Raw genomic sequence first — 14,252 nt, 5'->3', positions numbered from 1 at the left:
AGGGCGGGGCGCCGGACGGGGCGCGGATCGCCTTCGCCCTCACCGGCCCGCTGGCCAGGACCCTGCGCATCCAGGTGGCGGGCCGGGCGAACTACGTCGACGCGTTCGACGAACCCGCCACGGTCGAAATCGGCTTGGACTCCGGACTCTTCGTACGGCTCGGCGGCGGCAGGACGACGGCCGAGGAGCACTCCGCGGAGATCACCGTCGAGGGCGACGCCGAACTCGGCCGGCGTCTCGTCCGGCACCTGGCCTTCACCATCTGAGGTGCGACTCTTCCTGTCCAGCTACCGCTTCGGGGCGCACTACGAACGGTTGGTCGCGCTCGCGGGCCCGCCCGGCCGGGTCGCGCTGATCCCGAACGCCTGCGACGCCTGGCCGCAGGCCTGGGCCGGCGCGGTGACCAGCGACATGACGCCGCTGCGCAAACTCGGCTACCGGCCCGAAGTGCTCGACCTGCGCGAGTACGTCGGCCGGGAAACCGAGCTGGAACGGAAGCTGGCCCAGTTCGAGCTCCTGTGGGTACGCGGCGGCAACACCTTCGTGTTGCGCGCCCAGTTCGCCCGCAGCGGCGCGGATCGCGTCCTGCCCCGGCTGCTCGCCGCCGACGCGCTCGTCTACGCCGGTTACAGCGCCGGAGCCTGCCTGCTGACCCCGGACCTGCACGGCCTGGAGTCGGTGGACGATCCGGCCGAGGTCGCGCCGGCCTGCGGGGTCGAACCCCGATGGGACGGACTGGGTTTGGTGGACCGCCGGATCGTGCCGCACATCGATTCGGCCACCGACCCCGACGGCGACTGCACTCGTCTCGCGGCTCGTTACCGCGCCGAGGGTGTCGCGCACTGGGCGCTGACCGACGACGACGCGATCGTCGTCGACGGCGCGCGCACCGAAGTGCTGATCAGTCCGCCCTCGTCGTAAAAGTTGCGGCTGCGGTTCGGGCTGGAGTCCGTGGCACCGATGCCCGTCAGATCCACCGCGGCGAGGTCGTCCGAAGCGGCGACCTGGTCCGGACGCGGCTCCCGGCCGACCCGCTCGGATACCGGCGTCCAGGACACATCTCCGCCGCCGCCTCACATCGCGTCGGGCGCGAGTTCGGGTTCCGGCTCCACCGAGCGGCGGAAGACCACCCAGCGCATCGCGCTGTACATATAGACGGCCTCGCACGCGCCCGCCAGCAACCGGGACACGTGGTACTGAACGCCGAGCGCGGTGAGCCCGCTGCCGATACCGAGGATGAACGCGAGGTAGTTGACGGCGACCACCACGACGTAGACCGCGGCCTGCTTGCCGACCGGCGCGTGGGAGTGGAAGTTGAACGTGCGGTTGAGCACGAAGCTGAGCCCGAACGCGCACACGTAGGCCACCGTCACCGACAACCACACCGGCAGATCGAACCACCCGTGCAAGACGGTGAGCAGCGCCAAGTCGACGGCGAAGGTGCCGCTGTTGATCAGCGCGAAGCCGAGGAAGGTCGGCGGGAGGAGATGGTTCAGCCCGAACGGCAGCCGGTCCACGACCGCCTCGCACCAGCGGGTGAACCGGTCGGCGATGGTGTCGGCGGTCTCGGACAGCTCGTGCACGCGACCAGCGTGCCAGCGGCAGATGTCCGGCAGATGAGCGGGCGGCGACCGCCGGGTGGCTCAGCCGATCTGCGCCTGGCCCGGGTCCTCCGCGGCAAGGTCCAAGCTCGCCCAGACCGCCAGGCACCGCCGCCGCGCGACATCGTCCGCGTCCGCCAGCAGCGCCTCCAGCAACTCGCGGGGCTCGCGGCGCCAGAGATCGGCCAGCTCGGCGAGGGCCTCTTTGCCGAAGACACCGGAGCGGTCCAGCGCGGCCAGCCATTCCTCGTGCTCACCCGCGTGCACCCGGCGCAACACGTCCGGGTCGATACCGTCCTCGACGAACTCGCTGGAGAACATCGCGGCGACCAGTTCCCGGCGGCTCGGTTGTTCGCCCTGCATCCGTTCCATCCCTCCAAGTGCTACGCGGCGAACCGCATGGACTGCCCGCGCCACGACACGGCGGCGCCGGGAGAACTCGATGCCCCGAACAGTCAAGCCCCTGTCGGCATTCTGGTCTCCCGCAGGCGGTAATACCACTGTGGCGGGTGACATCACATTCCGGGGCTCGGCGTTCGCCACACCCGTACGGGTCGGCCGATCAGCAAATCTCGGGCGCGGCGAGCTAGCGTGAGGTGGTGGACCTGCATGATCTGATCGCCGCGCTCCCCGAAGGCACGGTGCTCACCGACGCCGACCTGCTGGCGAGTTACCGGCAGGACTGGGCGCGCGATCCCGGCGCGGGCACCGCCGCGGCCGTGGTGCGCGCCACCAGCACCGACGACGTGGCCGCGACGCTGCGGTGGGCCGGCGCGCATCGTGTCCCGGTGATTCCGCGCGGTGCCGGATCAGGTCTGTCCGGCGGCGCGACGGCCGTAGACGGAGCGATCGTGCTGACCACCGAGCGGATGCGCGAGATCTCCGTCGACCCGGTGACCCGGACCGCGGTGGTGCAGCCCGGCCTGCTGAACGCCGAGGTCAAGCGCGCGGTCGCGGAGCACGGGCTGTGGTACCCGCCCGACCCGTCGTCGTTCGAGATCTGCTCGATCGGCGGCAACGCCGCGACCAACGCGGGCGGACTGTGCTGTGTGAAGTACGGCGTCACCACCGATTACGTGCTCGGCATGCAGGTCGTGCTCGCCGACGGCACCGTCGTGCGGCTCGGCGGTCCGCGTCTGAAGGACTCGGCCGGGCTGTCGCTGACGAAGCTGTTCGTCGGCAGCGAGGGCACACTCGGCGTGATCACCGAGCTGACCCTGCGGCTGCTGCCCGCGCAACCGCCGCAGAGCACGGTCGTCGCCAGCTTCCCCACGCTCACCGCCGCCACCGAGGCGATTCTGACCATCACCGGCGAACTGCGGCCGTCGATGCTCGAGTTCATGGACTCGGTGTCGATCAACGCCGTAGAGGACGAACTGCGGATGGGATTGGACCGGCAGGCGGCCGCGCTGCTGGTCGCGCGCTCCGACGCCCCCGGCGAATTCGCCCGCCGCGAGGCCGAGATCATGGCGGCGGCCTGCGAGAAAGCGGGCGCGACAGAGGTTTTCCACACCGAGGACCCGACCGAGGGTGAAGCGTTCACGGCCGCCCGACGTCTGGCGATCCCGGCCGTGGAAAAGCTCGGGCCGCTGCTGCTCGAGGACGTCGGCGTTCCGCTTCCCCGGCTCGGCGACTTGGTGAGCGGCGTTGCCGAAATCGCCGAGCGCAACGAGGTCACAGTCTCGGTGATCGCGCACGCGGGCGACGGCAACACCCACCCGCTGATCGTGCACGACCCCACCGACGCCGACCACACCGCGCGAGCGAACCGCGCCTTCGGCGAGATCATGGACCTCGCCATCGCCCTCGGCGGCACCATCACCGGTGAACACGGCGTCGGACGATTGAAGAAGGCATGGCTGCCCGACCAACTCGGCCCCGACGTCATGGCCCTGACCCGCCGCATCAAGGACGCCCTCGACCCCGACGGCATCCTCAACCCCGGCACGATCCTGTGACCACCGCGACGGAACATTCCCCACGCACAAGGAGTTCTACCCCATCATGACGACCAGGCTCGAACACAACGTCGCCGATACCCGCTTCGAGATCTACATCGACGACACCCTAGCCGGGTACGCCGACTACGCCGAACGCGAGAACCCCAAGGTCCGCGACTTCCACCACACCCTGACCTTCCCCGAATTCCGAGGCCGAGGCGTAGCCGCCCAGGTCGTCGAATACGCCCTCAACGACTCCCGCACAGCAGGTTTCTCGGTCATCCCCACCTGCTGGTACGTGGAGCAGTACATCTCCCAACACCGCGAGTACGCCGACTTGGTCAAGTAGACCCGAGCCCCGTCGCGAGTAGCACACCAGCGAGCGGTCCACTCGCGATTTGCCACAGCCATGTGCCACTCGCGGATTGATCCCAGGCCTTCCCGGGGCTGATGGGGATGGCCGGGCCTCCGTCGGTTCAGTGGCGGTGGAACTCGCCAACAGCTATACCAGTGGTGAAGGTGTCCCACTCGCCGGGCGTGAAGACCAGTGCCGGGCCGGTCGGGTTCTTGGAGTCCCGGACGCCGACACCGCCTCCCGCCAGAAAGGCGACCTCGACGCATGCTTTGTCGCCACCGCTACGGCTGCTTTTGAACCACTTCGCCTCGGACAGGTCAGTATTCACGGTGCGTACTCCCTTGCCATTTGCCGGAGCAGGTTCTTGCTCTGATCCGGATCCAGCGCCGCGCGCTCGAGCTGCCGGTAGGCATTGACATACCGGTTCACAGCGCCGAGCTTCTCCAGGTACAGATCGCCGGTGAAGCTCTCGACGTAGACAACTGTAGGCTCCTTCGGCTGTCGTTTGCCGTCGCCCCCGGACTTCAAGATCACGAAGGGCCCGACTGCCACACCCATGGGGAAGCCCGCCGAGAACGGAAGTACGCGGATCGTGACATTGGGCAAACCCATGAGGTCCACCAGATGACGGAGTTGGGCGGACATGACTCGGTCGTCGCCGACCAACCCGCGCAGCACCGACTCACGAAGGATGGCATTCACGGTTACCGGCTTCGTTTTGCGCGTTATCAGGGCCTGGCGCTTCCGTCGGAGATGGACTCGACGCTCGTGCTCCAGCGGCGTGTCATCCGGATAGACGGCGCGAATCAGCCCACTCGCGTACGCGGGGGTCTGAAAGATTCCCGGCACGAGTTCCGGCTCGTACCAGATCAGCGACCGCGCAGTGGCTTCCAGATCCACGAAGACATCGAAGTTCTCCGGGATCAAGTCGCCGAACTCGTGCCACCACGACTTCACGCTGGACTGCTTCGCCAGCCCGACCAGTGCGTTCGTGTACTCCTCAGTGAAGTCGTAGATCTTGCACAGTGCCTCCACATCGACGGTACGAATGCGCTCGGTCTTGCCGACCTCCATTCGCTGAACGGTGCTCACGCTCCACTGCATCCGTTCGCCGACATCCGCCAGCGTCAATCCCGCTGCTTCGCGTCCGTTCCGCAGGTGCCTGCCGAGCTGACGACGAGGGAGGGTCGAGCCACCACTTTCGGCCATGCGGTTCCTGTCTACTCGGGACGGCCCCGGTTCTCATCGCCGGGCCGATTCTCATTGCAGAATGAAAAACATGCTGGTCGAGCTGATGAGATCTCATGATGACGTAGTTCATCGGACCGGTCCAGTGGTTCTCTGGATGTGCGCCCGGCAGGGGAATGGCGGGAAGGCTTACCCCGCAACGTAGTTCGTTCCGTCCCGGCTACCAACCAGGGATTCGCCGGAACCCAGGGCGCACCAGGAACCCCTTCGATGAAGCAGAGGTCTCGTTGCGCCACATAGCGTTTGGAGACACGCCGTTGTCTCGCTGTCACTACTACCGCCAGGTATGCGGACTCCCCGCGGTCGTGGACCCTCCCCAGATCGGGCGGATCATCGTCCGCACCGGAATGGTCTGGGGCATAACCATGCCCGCTGTACTGGGACATCACGTGAAGGTGTGGATGCAGGACCAGGGCCACGAGCTGGGGCCGATCCTGTCGCATCCACGCTCGAAGCGGTGGACGTTCATCATCCGGCCGGATCTACCGGACGACGTGCCGCTGTTCGCCGAGATGTTCCGATTGAACGTGTCCATCGAAAAGTTCTGATAGGCGGGTGTATGTACCCAGCGGGCTCGATAGCCGTTGACCTGCACCGATAGCCGATGATAGCAGTAAGTGTGATTCTCATCACAGTCCCAAGGTGCTTCTGGCCGTTCGCTTCGACGGCAGAAAGTTCATTGGGTGGCAAACCCCGAAGGGGTGCGGCAGCGCGTACGCACAGCGCATGGATGCCGCAGATTCGGGCTGTGGTCTGAATGCAAAAGGATCACAAGGCGCAGATGCCTCGTGTACCTTCAGTGAAGCTAATCTCAGAACCAACTTGAGGAACTGATTTGCAGGGCGAAGTGCAGCGACCCGCCACGAAGTCGGAGATAGAGTACGCCTCATTTCGGGCGGTTTACGACCCAAGTGCATATCATTCAGTTGTCAGGCAAGAGAGTCCAGACTTTTTCGTACAGCCACATTCGAGCCCCATGGGATTTGTTGTGGAAATAACCCAAATATTCAAGTCCAGCTCGGAAGCTCGCCTGCAAAATATTCGAGGATATCTGGAAGATATCTTCGCAGGGAAAGGGTACAGACACAAAGACGACATAGTCGCACTACCGCTTACACACGCGCGGGTGACTGACAAGGATGGCAATCTTAAGTACGAGGCCCTGCCGGTGATTGTCAGGCCGCCGTCGCGTGACGTCGGCGATATTGTCGCAGACGCTATTGAATCGAAGAGCGCTAAGGTCAAGGAATATATGCCAGGATTGACCCACGTCAATCTGGTGGTATGCGACAGGGCGAGTGCGGGACCTGATATTAATGGGACCTATCAATGCCGAGAGCTGCTAACCAGTAGCCTCCGGAAAGCGCTGGACCAGTCGGAATTCTCGGAGGTTTACCTCTTTTCGGTAGGCGATAGTGGCGATCAAACTGTACGACCCTTAAGGGCAATCACTTTGCTTACCCTTTGTATGGGTGTATTAGAAGCCTTTGGTCCAGTGCGCCATATTTTCGATCCCCTTGAAGGATTCGACGACCTGCATGCGGTTTGTATTCAATGCGCGGCATCGTATGGTATCTCTCTTGGGTATACGCACGAGGATGGAGGCGCTCTGGTTTATGGCGGATGCGGTGTCAGATTCAATGAAAAGGGAATCATGATCCTGGACTACAATGATCTACGGTTTCCGTCTATTGTCCAGCCGCCTACATCCGCCCTCAGTCCGGAGACTGTTGCGCAACTCGTATCGCGGTACATCGAGTTTGCGACGAAGAACCATGCCGTTCTGGGTTTTATGTTCACAGCGAAGCAAACGGTTGAGGAAACACTACTGGAACTGCGTAGTACATCCTAAAAGATCAGGCGCCGATGATATTCGCTCCCCTTGTTCTAGGTGGCGGGTTGCGGTTGGGGTGGTTCGTGTCCCACCCTGGTTGCGCGCCAGCAGCGCCCCGCCCGCAGCGGAGCGAGGACGGGGTGCCTGGCGCGGCGCGGCGTAGCCGCGCCGTTCTTGATTCTGTAGAGGGAAATTCGGCAAATTCTGTTGGAGGTTTCCTACTTCCCCTTTCTCTTTTTCTTCTCCCCCAGTAGGACGCGCCAACTTCTCTCCCTGCGCTACAACGAATCTCGAGAACATCCCGCACCCACTCACCCGCGAATGCTCCATTGCACCCTAGGACGAGCGGACGCGAGGGCGCGGCACTGCTGCCGCACAACCCAGCGTGCGACCCGAACCCCACCCCTAACCAGGAGGCCGACCACACTGTGAGCCGATCGGCTGTGGATGATCATCGGTCGCGAGTCATTCCACGTGCGCGGTCTTGTCCGTGCCCGGTGCCGCCACGCACAACGCTCGGGGCCTGGCCGGGCGGGTGCCTCACCGCTGCTTGTGGGTGATGCGCCTGCCCCAACCACAGAAGTCTTTCGACCTCCGACAGACGCCCTTTCTCGTCCAGCTCCTTGAACGCGGCGTTCCGTGCCTCGTCCAGCGCCTTAAACGCCGCTTCCCGTTCCTTCTCGGCTGCTGCCGCGCGTGCCTCGGCCGCTTCGCGCTCAACGCTGGCGGCGTCGACCGCTTCGCGGGCGACTTGTTCTGCGGTGTCGGCGGTTTCGCGTTCTTGGTACTGGCTTGGTACCGAGAATTCCTGCGCCACCCGTTCGGCGGCTTCCCGTTCGATCCGTGCCCGCTCGGTTTCCGGTGTCTGGCGTGCCTGCCGGGCTCGCTCGGCCTCTGCTCGGGCTTGCCGGTCGCGTTCGACCTGATGCGGGGCATCCGCTCGGCCACGCGTGGCGGCTTCCCGGAACTGCTGGATCTTCCGGAATTTTTCGGCTCGTTCTTGCGCCCGCACGATCTGGCGAATCTTCGCCAGCCGTTCCCGCGCCCGGTCGGCTCGATTCAACTCGTACGGTCGGATCAGCTCCAATTGTTGAGATACCAGCGACTGTCCGAGCTGCATCGCGCGAAGTGCATCCGACCTCGATACTACTTCGTGCTGAAACCTGCCCGGGAACTCCTGGGCTATTTCGCGCATGTATTCGAGGACGGAGCGTGGCACCTTTTCCCCAGAAACAGTCTCCCATCGGCTTTGGGTAAGTATTCCTGCCTGAAGTGCCGCGCGTTCAGTCTTCAGTTGCCTGAGTGTTTCTCGCTCGTTGACGCGTCCTGATTTCCGTTCGACACCGTTTGCGCCCCTGCCCTGGGTGCGTGCGGAATCCAGTACGCGGACACTCTTTCCGATTCTGATTGCGAATTGACGGACCCAGCCGCGTTCGCGAGTCTCGCCCCGGATCTGCGCTCGTCCCAGTTCGAAGTACAGGCCCTTTTCATAGTTGGTCAGTCGCCGCCGGATGGCATCGTACTCATCGGGCACTGTCGCCCCCCACTTACAGTCGAATCAGGCAGGTCTACCGGCCATGCGAATACTGTATTCGACCCCCTTGGGGCCGAAATTCTCCATGAACAACTCTTCCGCCAGTGATATCAGCTCACAGCCGAGACCACTGTCAGAAAAGTGCACAGCGGGTCCGAAATCGGAATACAAAGGAGCACCAGAGTCCGGGCTATTCGTCCATGTCATCCCAGCATGCCGCCGCACGCAAACTTCACCCAAAAATCGAATGAACCCATCTGCGGCTTCCCGGTTCTCCGGCGAAAAAAATCTTGCGCGGTCGTGGAAGTGATTCTGTGTGGCTTCCAAGATTTGCAACGTCAACGGCGGTTTCCACCACGAATCCGTGTATGCGGCGATCCCGGGAACTATGTCGGACAAGAATTTCCGAATGGCCGATTCCATGCGTTCCGGCGCAACCCAATCCAAGTACGCTTCTGTTGCGGCGTCGAATTCGATATCAAAACCCATTTGGTCGTCGTCCACTGGCGAAGCCTTCCCCTCATGCGAGCTGTCTCGTGTCGCGGTTTCGAGCACTACAGTGTCACGTCGGTACATGTCGCCGGGCAAGCGGTGTGCGGAGGCGGGGTGTCGCATCATCGCTCGACATACAGCCGCTCGCATGGCATCCGGGGCAGTTGATCAGTTGCGCCGCTGGCGAGAGCTACGGCGTCGGCGCAACGGTGGATACTCTCGTCTTGCAGGAACACCAGGGCCGCAGTCAGGCACGCCGCGTAGTGCAGCTGGTGGCCGCGTATTCGGACGATCAGGTGCACGTCGGGTTCGTCCGGCAGGGGTGATGTCAAGCCGTGCGGTTCGGCTGTGGGTTGCATGGGAGCCTTCCGTGAGGGGGTGACCCTTGCGTGAATATTGCTGCGGTGCAATGAATTCGGCTGGTCGGGGAAGGCTGGCGGGCGGGTTCGGTTGGGCACACCGATGGAGTTCCGTCCGCGCAGCCTTCCCCCTTTTGGGTGCCCCGGCACGTGACGCGCTTCCCCTGTGGTGCAAAAGGGGGGACCAGGGGGACGCGCTTTCGTGCGGGGCCGGTTCGGGTGGTTCAGGTGTTGTTGAGGTGCTGGCCGATGATGGCGGGGATCAACAGGTCCAGAAAGGTGATGTCGTCGGCGGCGGGAATGTTCTCGATGATCGGATCGAGTACCGCTGCGGCATACAGGCGTCCGGTGTGCGGTGCGGCGGCAGTGCGGGCGCTGCTGATCAATGCATAGAGCACCATCGCCATCACACGGACACGGGTCGTGTCGCTCATCCCGCCCCGCACCGCGTCCGTGGTGGCGGCTAGCAGCGTGCCGATCACGTCGGTAAGAACGTCGAGTTCGGCGTCGGCGCGCTCGGCGTCCTGGTCCCCGGTCACCGACCCGCCTGCGGCGGCGGGGCAGGCTGGGCGGCGAGGTCGGGACAGCGGGTGGGATCGAACACCACGCGGATACCGATCCACGGACATTTCCGGCCACCGAGCGCGATGTCCATCGGGGAATCGTGGTCGGCCATGCGACCGCGAACGATCGTCACCATCTGCCCGAAGCAGTTCATCGACGGGCATTTGACCGACAGCACTTCGCCGGTCTGCTTGTCGAAGGTGAACAAGCCGCACTGCTCGACGGTGATCCACGGCCCACATGCCGGACCACACCCGTGCGGCACCACAGTGTTGGTGTGGTCAGGCATACGCCATCACCCGCCGACGCCGTGCGCGCTTCGCAGCTGTAATGTCACGGATCGCGTGGACAATCAGCCACCCGGAAGGGCGAACGTGGCTGTCGGGACGAACGATCCACGCACGGAACGCGGTCCCGCAATCAGCTGGGCTGGGCAACCCGACCGTTGCGCCGTCACGCATGATGGACACATTGAAGCGAAACATCTCAGCGAACAGCGGCACATCATCCGGCACGTCGGGGCGAATGATGAACGTCCACCGCTTCGACCGTGGGTGCGAAAGGATCGGACCCAGCTTGTAACCCTGGTTCTGCATCCACACCTTCACGTCGTGCCCCAGTACGGCGGGCATGGTGATCGCCCACACCGAGCCGCAACGGGCCACGATCCGGCCCACGTGGGGAGGGTCGACTCTCGCGGGTATGTCGCACACGTTTCGGTAGTAGTGGCACCGGGACATCGGTGTGTCCCCGAACGCTTCTCGGCGCATCGTGCTTCCCTGCTCAGTCGAACGATGTAGTACTAGGTTCCGAATAATGTTGCGGCGCATTACTGAAACCATCCACGGCGGACAAGGGGCATCTACGATGCATCTATGCGCAGGCAACGTCTCATCGAAGCCCGCAAGTCGGTGGGCAAGAGTCAGGAGCAGGTAGCGGAAGAGGTAGGTGTCGACCGCACTACCATCGGGCGTTGGGAGCGCGACGAAGGCACGCCGTTCCCGGCGCAACGACCGAAGTATGCAGAGGCTCTGGGTGTCACGATGGACGAACTATCAGCGATGCTGAGCAGTGTCCCGGCCGTGACCGGCGAGGTTCCGGCGTGGCTGTCGCATTACCTCGGCATGGAGCAGTCTGCTACCGGCATCCGATGCCACGAACCGCGTGCCGTGTACGGGCTACTCCAAAGCCCCCGCTACGTTGAAGCGCTGGTTAGTCGAGTAGGCGTGAGCGGCGTATCTGACACGTATGTGCAGCAAGCGGTTGACCAACGGCTACACCGACAGAAACGCGTCCGATCCGGCGACCTGCAACTAGACGTGATCCAACCGGAGGCAGCGCTACGGTTGCGAGTGGGCAATCCGGCGATCATGTCTGAACAGCTGCGCACGGTCGTGGAGCTGTCGGAACTGTCCAACGTGACGGTTCGTGTGGTCACATTCGATGCGGGACAGTATGAGGCGCGGCGCATTGGAGATTTCAGCATCATGTCTCACCCATGGGGAACCCCCCACGTGCACATCGAGGGCTACGGCGGAGGTAGGTTCATTACGGATGCCGACGAAGTGCACTACTTCAACTCGGCATTCGACCACGCGGCAAACGTCGCGTTGAGCCCTAAAGAGTCCCGTCGTTTCATCCTCGGGCTAGCGGATGAATGGGAGAAAAGGAACCATGGATAATCTCGAATGGCGCGTGTCAAGCTTCACTGACAACGGGACGTGTGTGGAGGTTGCGGGATCGGGTGACACGGTTTTTGTCCGCAACTCGAACAATCGGGCCGCGGGCATGGTGTCCTTTACTCGTGCTGAGTTCTCTGCGTGGGTGAAGGGTTGCGCGGCAGGCGAGTTCAACGATCTTACATAACGCGGCAATCCCGCCCCGGAAGAGCAAGAAATGCCCTCCAGAACGAATCTGGGGGGCATTTTCATGTCCTAAACATTGACCGCTGGTTCAATGATGACCCCCTGTCCAAACTCGCGCTGGCGAACAGGCGTGGGAACGTCCCAATCGTCTCGATCGGTGCTTGGCAAGTCATCGACAGCTACGGCAAGCTCGTCGAGTCTGCCGTGGTGGCGCTTGCACCGCATGCCGCCGTCGAGGCTGTACTCACCAACGTTCGACGGCAGCGGTAGCAGCATCCCCAGACCCGCAACTAGCTTTGAGAGCTATCGTTGTGGTCGGTGGCAGGCGTATCGTTGATGTTGCTGTTGTCATTCATGCGGTATAGCGAATTTTCGGCTAATAACTTTCTCCCTCGTGTCGCACCGGCGTGTCGCCCGTTCGGGCTGAGTGCTCAAGGCTTGTTCTGCCGCAAGGCTGCGAGTAGCCACGTCTTCTGAAGTCCGCTCTGGCGCAGATGTTTTCGTCGTCCCTGCTGGTCGCGTAGATGGTTGCGCTTACCTTATTGCGGCGATTTGGTCAATTCGACACGCCTGTACCGGTTTCATGCAATTTGCATGCGCGGTTTTCCTTGACCTGGGCGTTTGGTGCGGGTCTCATGGATGGTAGCCAGGGAGACTGACTGAAGAACGCTGCTGGTCCGGACGGGTACCCGGAGCCCCAGCGGCGAGGACGAGTGCGGAAGGTATGGATCGGGTGCGAGCCCGGATGATGGTCCCCTGTGTGTGCGGCGGCCGTCACCCTTGCAAGGCGAAGGCGGGTGGCGTGCAGTCGATTCCACTGCGGGTGAGTGGGTCCCCGTTGGTGAAGGCGCGGTATCGCGTGTGTTCTCGGGCCGTGTGGTGTCCCGGTGTTTCCGACAGTCATGGGTGTGTGCACGCATGCCCTGGTGTCGGCAGTAGCGCGGCTGCGGGTAGGGCACACCGGCTGTGTGGATTGGCTAGCCGGGGGCGCAGATCGCGAATAGGTTTACTGGACAACCTTCCTCGGGCGTGGTCCGATGGAATGTTCGACATTGAGAGGGAAGGAGTTCGGATTGGTGTAGCGGTGTAGCGAAGTTCTTTATCTTTCGCTGGCTGCCCCCCGTTGGCGCGGGGGGTCAGCACTGGCGAGGCGACTTCGAGCATCACAGGGGCGCAACCCTAGCTCGAAGTGTGTAGTTACCCCACTAGCAGAAACCGGAGTTCTGCTGTGTCCACAGTAGTGCATGAGGTGTTCCGTGGGAACGGGAACCCGTCAACTTCACAGGGTCGTAGAACTGCCGCAGACGCGGCGGTGGGCGGACGTGATCCGCCGTTTGGGCTGGTAGATGCCTGTATGCCGGGCTGCTTGCGGGTGGCTGTCGGGCAAGGGGTGTCTACGTGGCGCGTTGGTCGCGCTGCTTCCGCTGTTTCTACGACTCGTTGGAGTTTTTGTCATGACACAACCTCTTCGGAGTGAAGCTCAGGAACGTCGCCGGAATATCTCGTTCGGTATCGAGCACGAGAATTTCTTTTTCGGTGGATGTTTGGTGGTCGGGCCGGTGCGTCCGTTCACCGAGTATTCGAATGATCCACGCCGACCGGGTAAGCATTTACGCGATGACGACACCGGTCTTCTGATGTGGAAGTTACCGGTCACCGATCCGGCGGCGGGGAATGCGGCGCGCATGTCGTATGACGTGACGTTGCTGTCGGACACCGAACCGGTGTTGCCGGGTGGGGAGTTCGCGTTGGGTGCGCCGATCCGGTTCACCGGCCTGCGGGTCTCTCCCCGCGTGGGTGGCACCGGGGAGTTCCGGCACATCGCCTACGCCGTGCGCGCGACCGGAGTAGAGGCACCCAAACCCTCTCCCGTGCCGTCTTCGGGTGCTGGCGCGGGGCCGCGTAGCTCTGGTGCGTCCAGTTCGGGTTCGGGCAAGTCCGCGGCGAGTTAGCCGCATGTGGTGGGGCGGGTTCACGGTCTGCGTGTCATGAACCCGCCCCGCCGATCCTAGTGCACGGCAATCGCCGTGCTGCACAACCTTTTTCGGCTCGCTCCTGTTACTGCCGGGTTTGCGGGCGTGGCTCAATGTTTGGAGTTTGTCGTGATGGTTCGATCCGCGAAGTATGACCCGCGTCGTGATGGGCGGCGTGTGTCTGATCCGGCGACGGATATAGAGAACATGTTGGTGGATGCGCTGATCGCGCTGGCCTACGGGTTGGTGCTGTGCGTGTGGTGGGCGGTGTTGTTCCCGATGCTGTCGTTGCCGGTGGTGGTGTCGGTCGGGTTGGGAGTCTGGTTGGGGTGGCCGTTCGGTGCCGTGGCCGGGGTGGTGTCGGTGGCCGGGTGGGGGTTGTGGTGGTGGCGGTGGCCGGTGTCGTTCCGGCGGTGGGTCTCGGGCCGGATCGCGGCCCGCTTCCGCAAGTGGGCGCGGTATACGCAGCGGTGGAAGACGGTCACGG

The 14,252-nt window shown here is 63.3% G+C and carries 18 protein-coding genes and 2 pseudogenes; 10 read left to right on the top strand and 10 right to left on the bottom strand.

Annotated features, from left to right (window positions below):
* Both ON21_RS05585 and ON21_RS05580 read left to right on the top strand, forming a co-directional pair.
* A pseudogene (locus tag ON21_RS05585) lies at positions 1-266 on the top strand (maleylpyruvate isomerase family mycothiol-dependent enzyme); the annotation flags it as partial.
* Position 267: 1 nt separating this feature from the next.
* The gene (locus tag ON21_RS05580) at positions 268-921 is read left to right on the top strand and encodes a Type 1 glutamine amidotransferase-like domain-containing protein (protein WP_039796273.1); all 654 of its coding nucleotides are present in this window, start codon (positions 268-270) and stop codon (positions 919-921) included.
* Between the two features lie 152 nt (positions 922-1,073).
* Here the strand turns inward: ON21_RS05580 and ON21_RS05575 are convergent, their stop codons facing one another.
* Both ON21_RS05575 and ON21_RS05570 read right to left on the bottom strand, forming a co-directional pair.
* Positions 1,074-1,583 (bottom strand): GtrA family protein, encoded by a 510-nt coding sequence (locus ON21_RS05575; RefSeq protein ID WP_039796272.1) that lies wholly within the window; start codon positions 1,581-1,583, stop codon positions 1,074-1,076.
* A 60-nt stretch (positions 1,584-1,643) separates the two neighbouring features.
* Entirely contained in the window at positions 1,644-1,964 is a 321-nt protein-coding gene (locus ON21_RS05570; RefSeq protein ID WP_039796278.1) for a hypothetical protein, read from the bottom strand.
* Between the two features lie 236 nt (positions 1,965-2,200).
* Between ON21_RS05570 and ON21_RS05565 the strand changes: the two genes are divergently transcribed.
* Entirely contained in the window at positions 2,201-3,559 is a 1,359-nt protein-coding gene (locus tag ON21_RS05565; RefSeq protein ID WP_039796277.1) for an FAD-binding oxidoreductase, read from the top strand.
* A 46-nt stretch (positions 3,560-3,605) separates the two neighbouring features.
* Complete coding sequence (locus ON21_RS05560; protein ID WP_039796271.1) at positions 3,606-3,890, top strand: GNAT family N-acetyltransferase; 285 nt, start codon at positions 3,606-3,608, stop codon at positions 3,888-3,890.
* A 127-nt stretch (positions 3,891-4,017) separates the two neighbouring features.
* Here ON21_RS05560 and ON21_RS05555 read toward each other — a convergent pair whose 3' ends face one another.
* Positions 4,018-4,224: a DUF397 domain-containing protein gene (locus ON21_RS05555; RefSeq protein WP_039796270.1), complete on the bottom strand. Its 207-nt coding sequence runs from the start codon at positions 4,222-4,224 to the stop codon at positions 4,018-4,020.
* Positions 4,221-5,105: a helix-turn-helix domain-containing protein gene (locus tag ON21_RS05550; RefSeq protein ID WP_039796269.1), complete on the bottom strand. Its 885-nt coding sequence runs from the start codon at positions 5,103-5,105 to the stop codon at positions 4,221-4,223. Before ON21_RS05550 ends, ON21_RS05555 begins: the two co-directional genes overlap by 4 nt.
* 344 nt (positions 5,106-5,449) lie before the next feature.
* Here ON21_RS05550 and ON21_RS05545 point away from each other — a divergent pair, with 344 nt between their 5' ends.
* The gene (locus tag ON21_RS05545) at positions 5,450-5,692 is read left to right on the top strand and encodes a hypothetical protein (RefSeq protein ID WP_051020382.1); all 243 of its coding nucleotides are present in this window, start codon (positions 5,450-5,452) and stop codon (positions 5,690-5,692) included.
* Between the two features lie 578 nt (positions 5,693-6,270).
* Positions 6,271-6,996 carry a hypothetical protein gene (locus ON21_RS38160; protein WP_157170726.1) on the top strand — a complete coding sequence of 242 codons (726 nt, stop codon included), beginning with the start codon at positions 6,271-6,273 and terminating at the stop codon, positions 6,994-6,996.
* Between the two features lie 433 nt (positions 6,997-7,429).
* Here ON21_RS38160 and ON21_RS38155 read toward each other — a convergent pair whose 3' ends face one another.
* The 6 genes from ON21_RS38155 to ON21_RS05525 form a co-directional block, all read right to left on the bottom strand.
* Complete coding sequence (locus ON21_RS38155; RefSeq protein ID WP_157170725.1) at positions 7,430-8,512, bottom strand: hypothetical protein; 1,083 nt, start codon at positions 8,510-8,512, stop codon at positions 7,430-7,432.
* 24 nt (positions 8,513-8,536) lie between these two features.
* A complete protein-coding gene (locus tag ON21_RS38150; protein WP_157170724.1) occupies positions 8,537-9,016 on the bottom strand; it encodes a hypothetical protein in 480 nt (159 codons plus the stop codon).
* A gap of 110 nt (positions 9,017-9,126) precedes the next feature.
* Positions 9,127-9,363 carry a hypothetical protein gene (locus ON21_RS38145; RefSeq protein WP_157170723.1) on the bottom strand — a complete coding sequence of 79 codons (237 nt, stop codon included), beginning with the start codon at positions 9,361-9,363 and terminating at the stop codon, positions 9,127-9,129.
* 224 nt (positions 9,364-9,587) lie between these two features.
* Positions 9,588-9,902 (bottom strand): hypothetical protein, encoded by a 315-nt coding sequence (locus ON21_RS05535; RefSeq protein ID WP_039796267.1) that lies wholly within the window; start codon positions 9,900-9,902, stop codon positions 9,588-9,590.
* The gene (locus ON21_RS05530; RefSeq protein WP_157170722.1) at positions 9,899-10,216 is read right to left on the bottom strand and encodes a hypothetical protein; all 318 of its coding nucleotides are present in this window, start codon (positions 10,214-10,216) and stop codon (positions 9,899-9,901) included. Before ON21_RS05530 ends, ON21_RS05535 begins: the two co-directional genes overlap by 4 nt.
* Positions 10,209-10,604, bottom strand: coding sequence for a DNA-directed RNA polymerase subunit beta (locus ON21_RS05525; protein WP_245562472.1), 396 nt, complete (start codon positions 10,602-10,604; stop codon positions 10,209-10,211). The genes ON21_RS05530 and ON21_RS05525 overlap by 8 nt, the downstream gene beginning before the upstream one ends.
* Before the next feature lie 198 nt (positions 10,605-10,802).
* Between ON21_RS05525 and ON21_RS05520 the strand changes: the two genes are divergently transcribed.
* The 4 genes and pseudogenes from ON21_RS05520 to ON21_RS05510 all read left to right on the top strand — a co-directional run.
* The gene (locus ON21_RS05520) at positions 10,803-11,609 is read left to right on the top strand and encodes a helix-turn-helix domain-containing protein (RefSeq protein ID WP_039796264.1); all 807 of its coding nucleotides are present in this window, start codon (positions 10,803-10,805) and stop codon (positions 11,607-11,609) included.
* Positions 11,581-11,793, top strand: a complete 213-nt coding sequence (locus ON21_RS36740) for a DUF397 domain-containing protein (RefSeq protein WP_174372128.1) — start codon at positions 11,581-11,583, stop codon at positions 11,791-11,793. The genes ON21_RS05520 and ON21_RS36740 overlap by 29 nt, the downstream gene beginning before the upstream one ends.
* Before the next feature lie 1,405 nt (positions 11,794-13,198).
* Positions 13,199-13,744 (top strand): hypothetical protein, encoded by a 546-nt coding sequence (locus ON21_RS05515; RefSeq protein ID WP_157170721.1) that lies wholly within the window; start codon positions 13,199-13,201, stop codon positions 13,742-13,744.
* A gap of 228 nt (positions 13,745-13,972) precedes the next feature.
* Positions 13,973-14,252: pseudogene (locus ON21_RS05510) on the top strand (hypothetical protein); the annotation flags it as partial.

The sequence above is a fragment of the Nocardia araoensis NBRC 100135 genome, from assembly GCF_000308435.1.
Taxonomy (GTDB): domain Bacteria; phylum Actinomycetota; class Actinomycetes; order Mycobacteriales; family Mycobacteriaceae; genus Nocardia; species Nocardia araoensis.
The sequence above is the reverse complement of the archived record's forward strand: the minus strand, read 5'-3'. Positions and strand labels throughout refer to the sequence as shown.

Bases quoted from the DNA above. Each gene is read 5' to 3' on its own strand.
- ON21_RS05570 (WP_039796278.1), bottom strand. From the start codon at position 1,964: ATGCAGGGCGAACAACCGAGCCGCCGGGAACTGGTCGCCGCGATGTTC.
- ON21_RS05550 (WP_039796269.1), bottom strand. From the start codon at position 5,105: ATGGCCGAAAGTGGTGGCTCGACCCTCCCTCGTCGTCAGCTCGGCAGG.
- ON21_RS05560 (WP_039796271.1), top strand. From the start codon at position 3,606: ATGACGACCAGGCTCGAACACAACGTCGCCGATACCCGCTTCGAGATC.
- ON21_RS05520 (WP_039796264.1), top strand. From the start codon at position 10,803: ATGCGCAGGCAACGTCTCATCGAAGCCCGCAAGTCGGTGGGCAAGAGT.
- ON21_RS36740 (WP_174372128.1), top strand. From the start codon at position 11,581: ATGAATGGGAGAAAAGGAACCATGGATAATCTCGAATGGCGCGTGTCA.
- ON21_RS05530 (WP_157170722.1), bottom strand. From the start codon at position 10,216: ATGCCTGACCACACCAACACTGTGGTGCCGCACGGGTGTGGTCCGGCA.
- ON21_RS38145 (WP_157170723.1), bottom strand. From the start codon at position 9,363: ATGCAACCCACAGCCGAACCGCACGGCTTGACATCACCCCTGCCGGAC.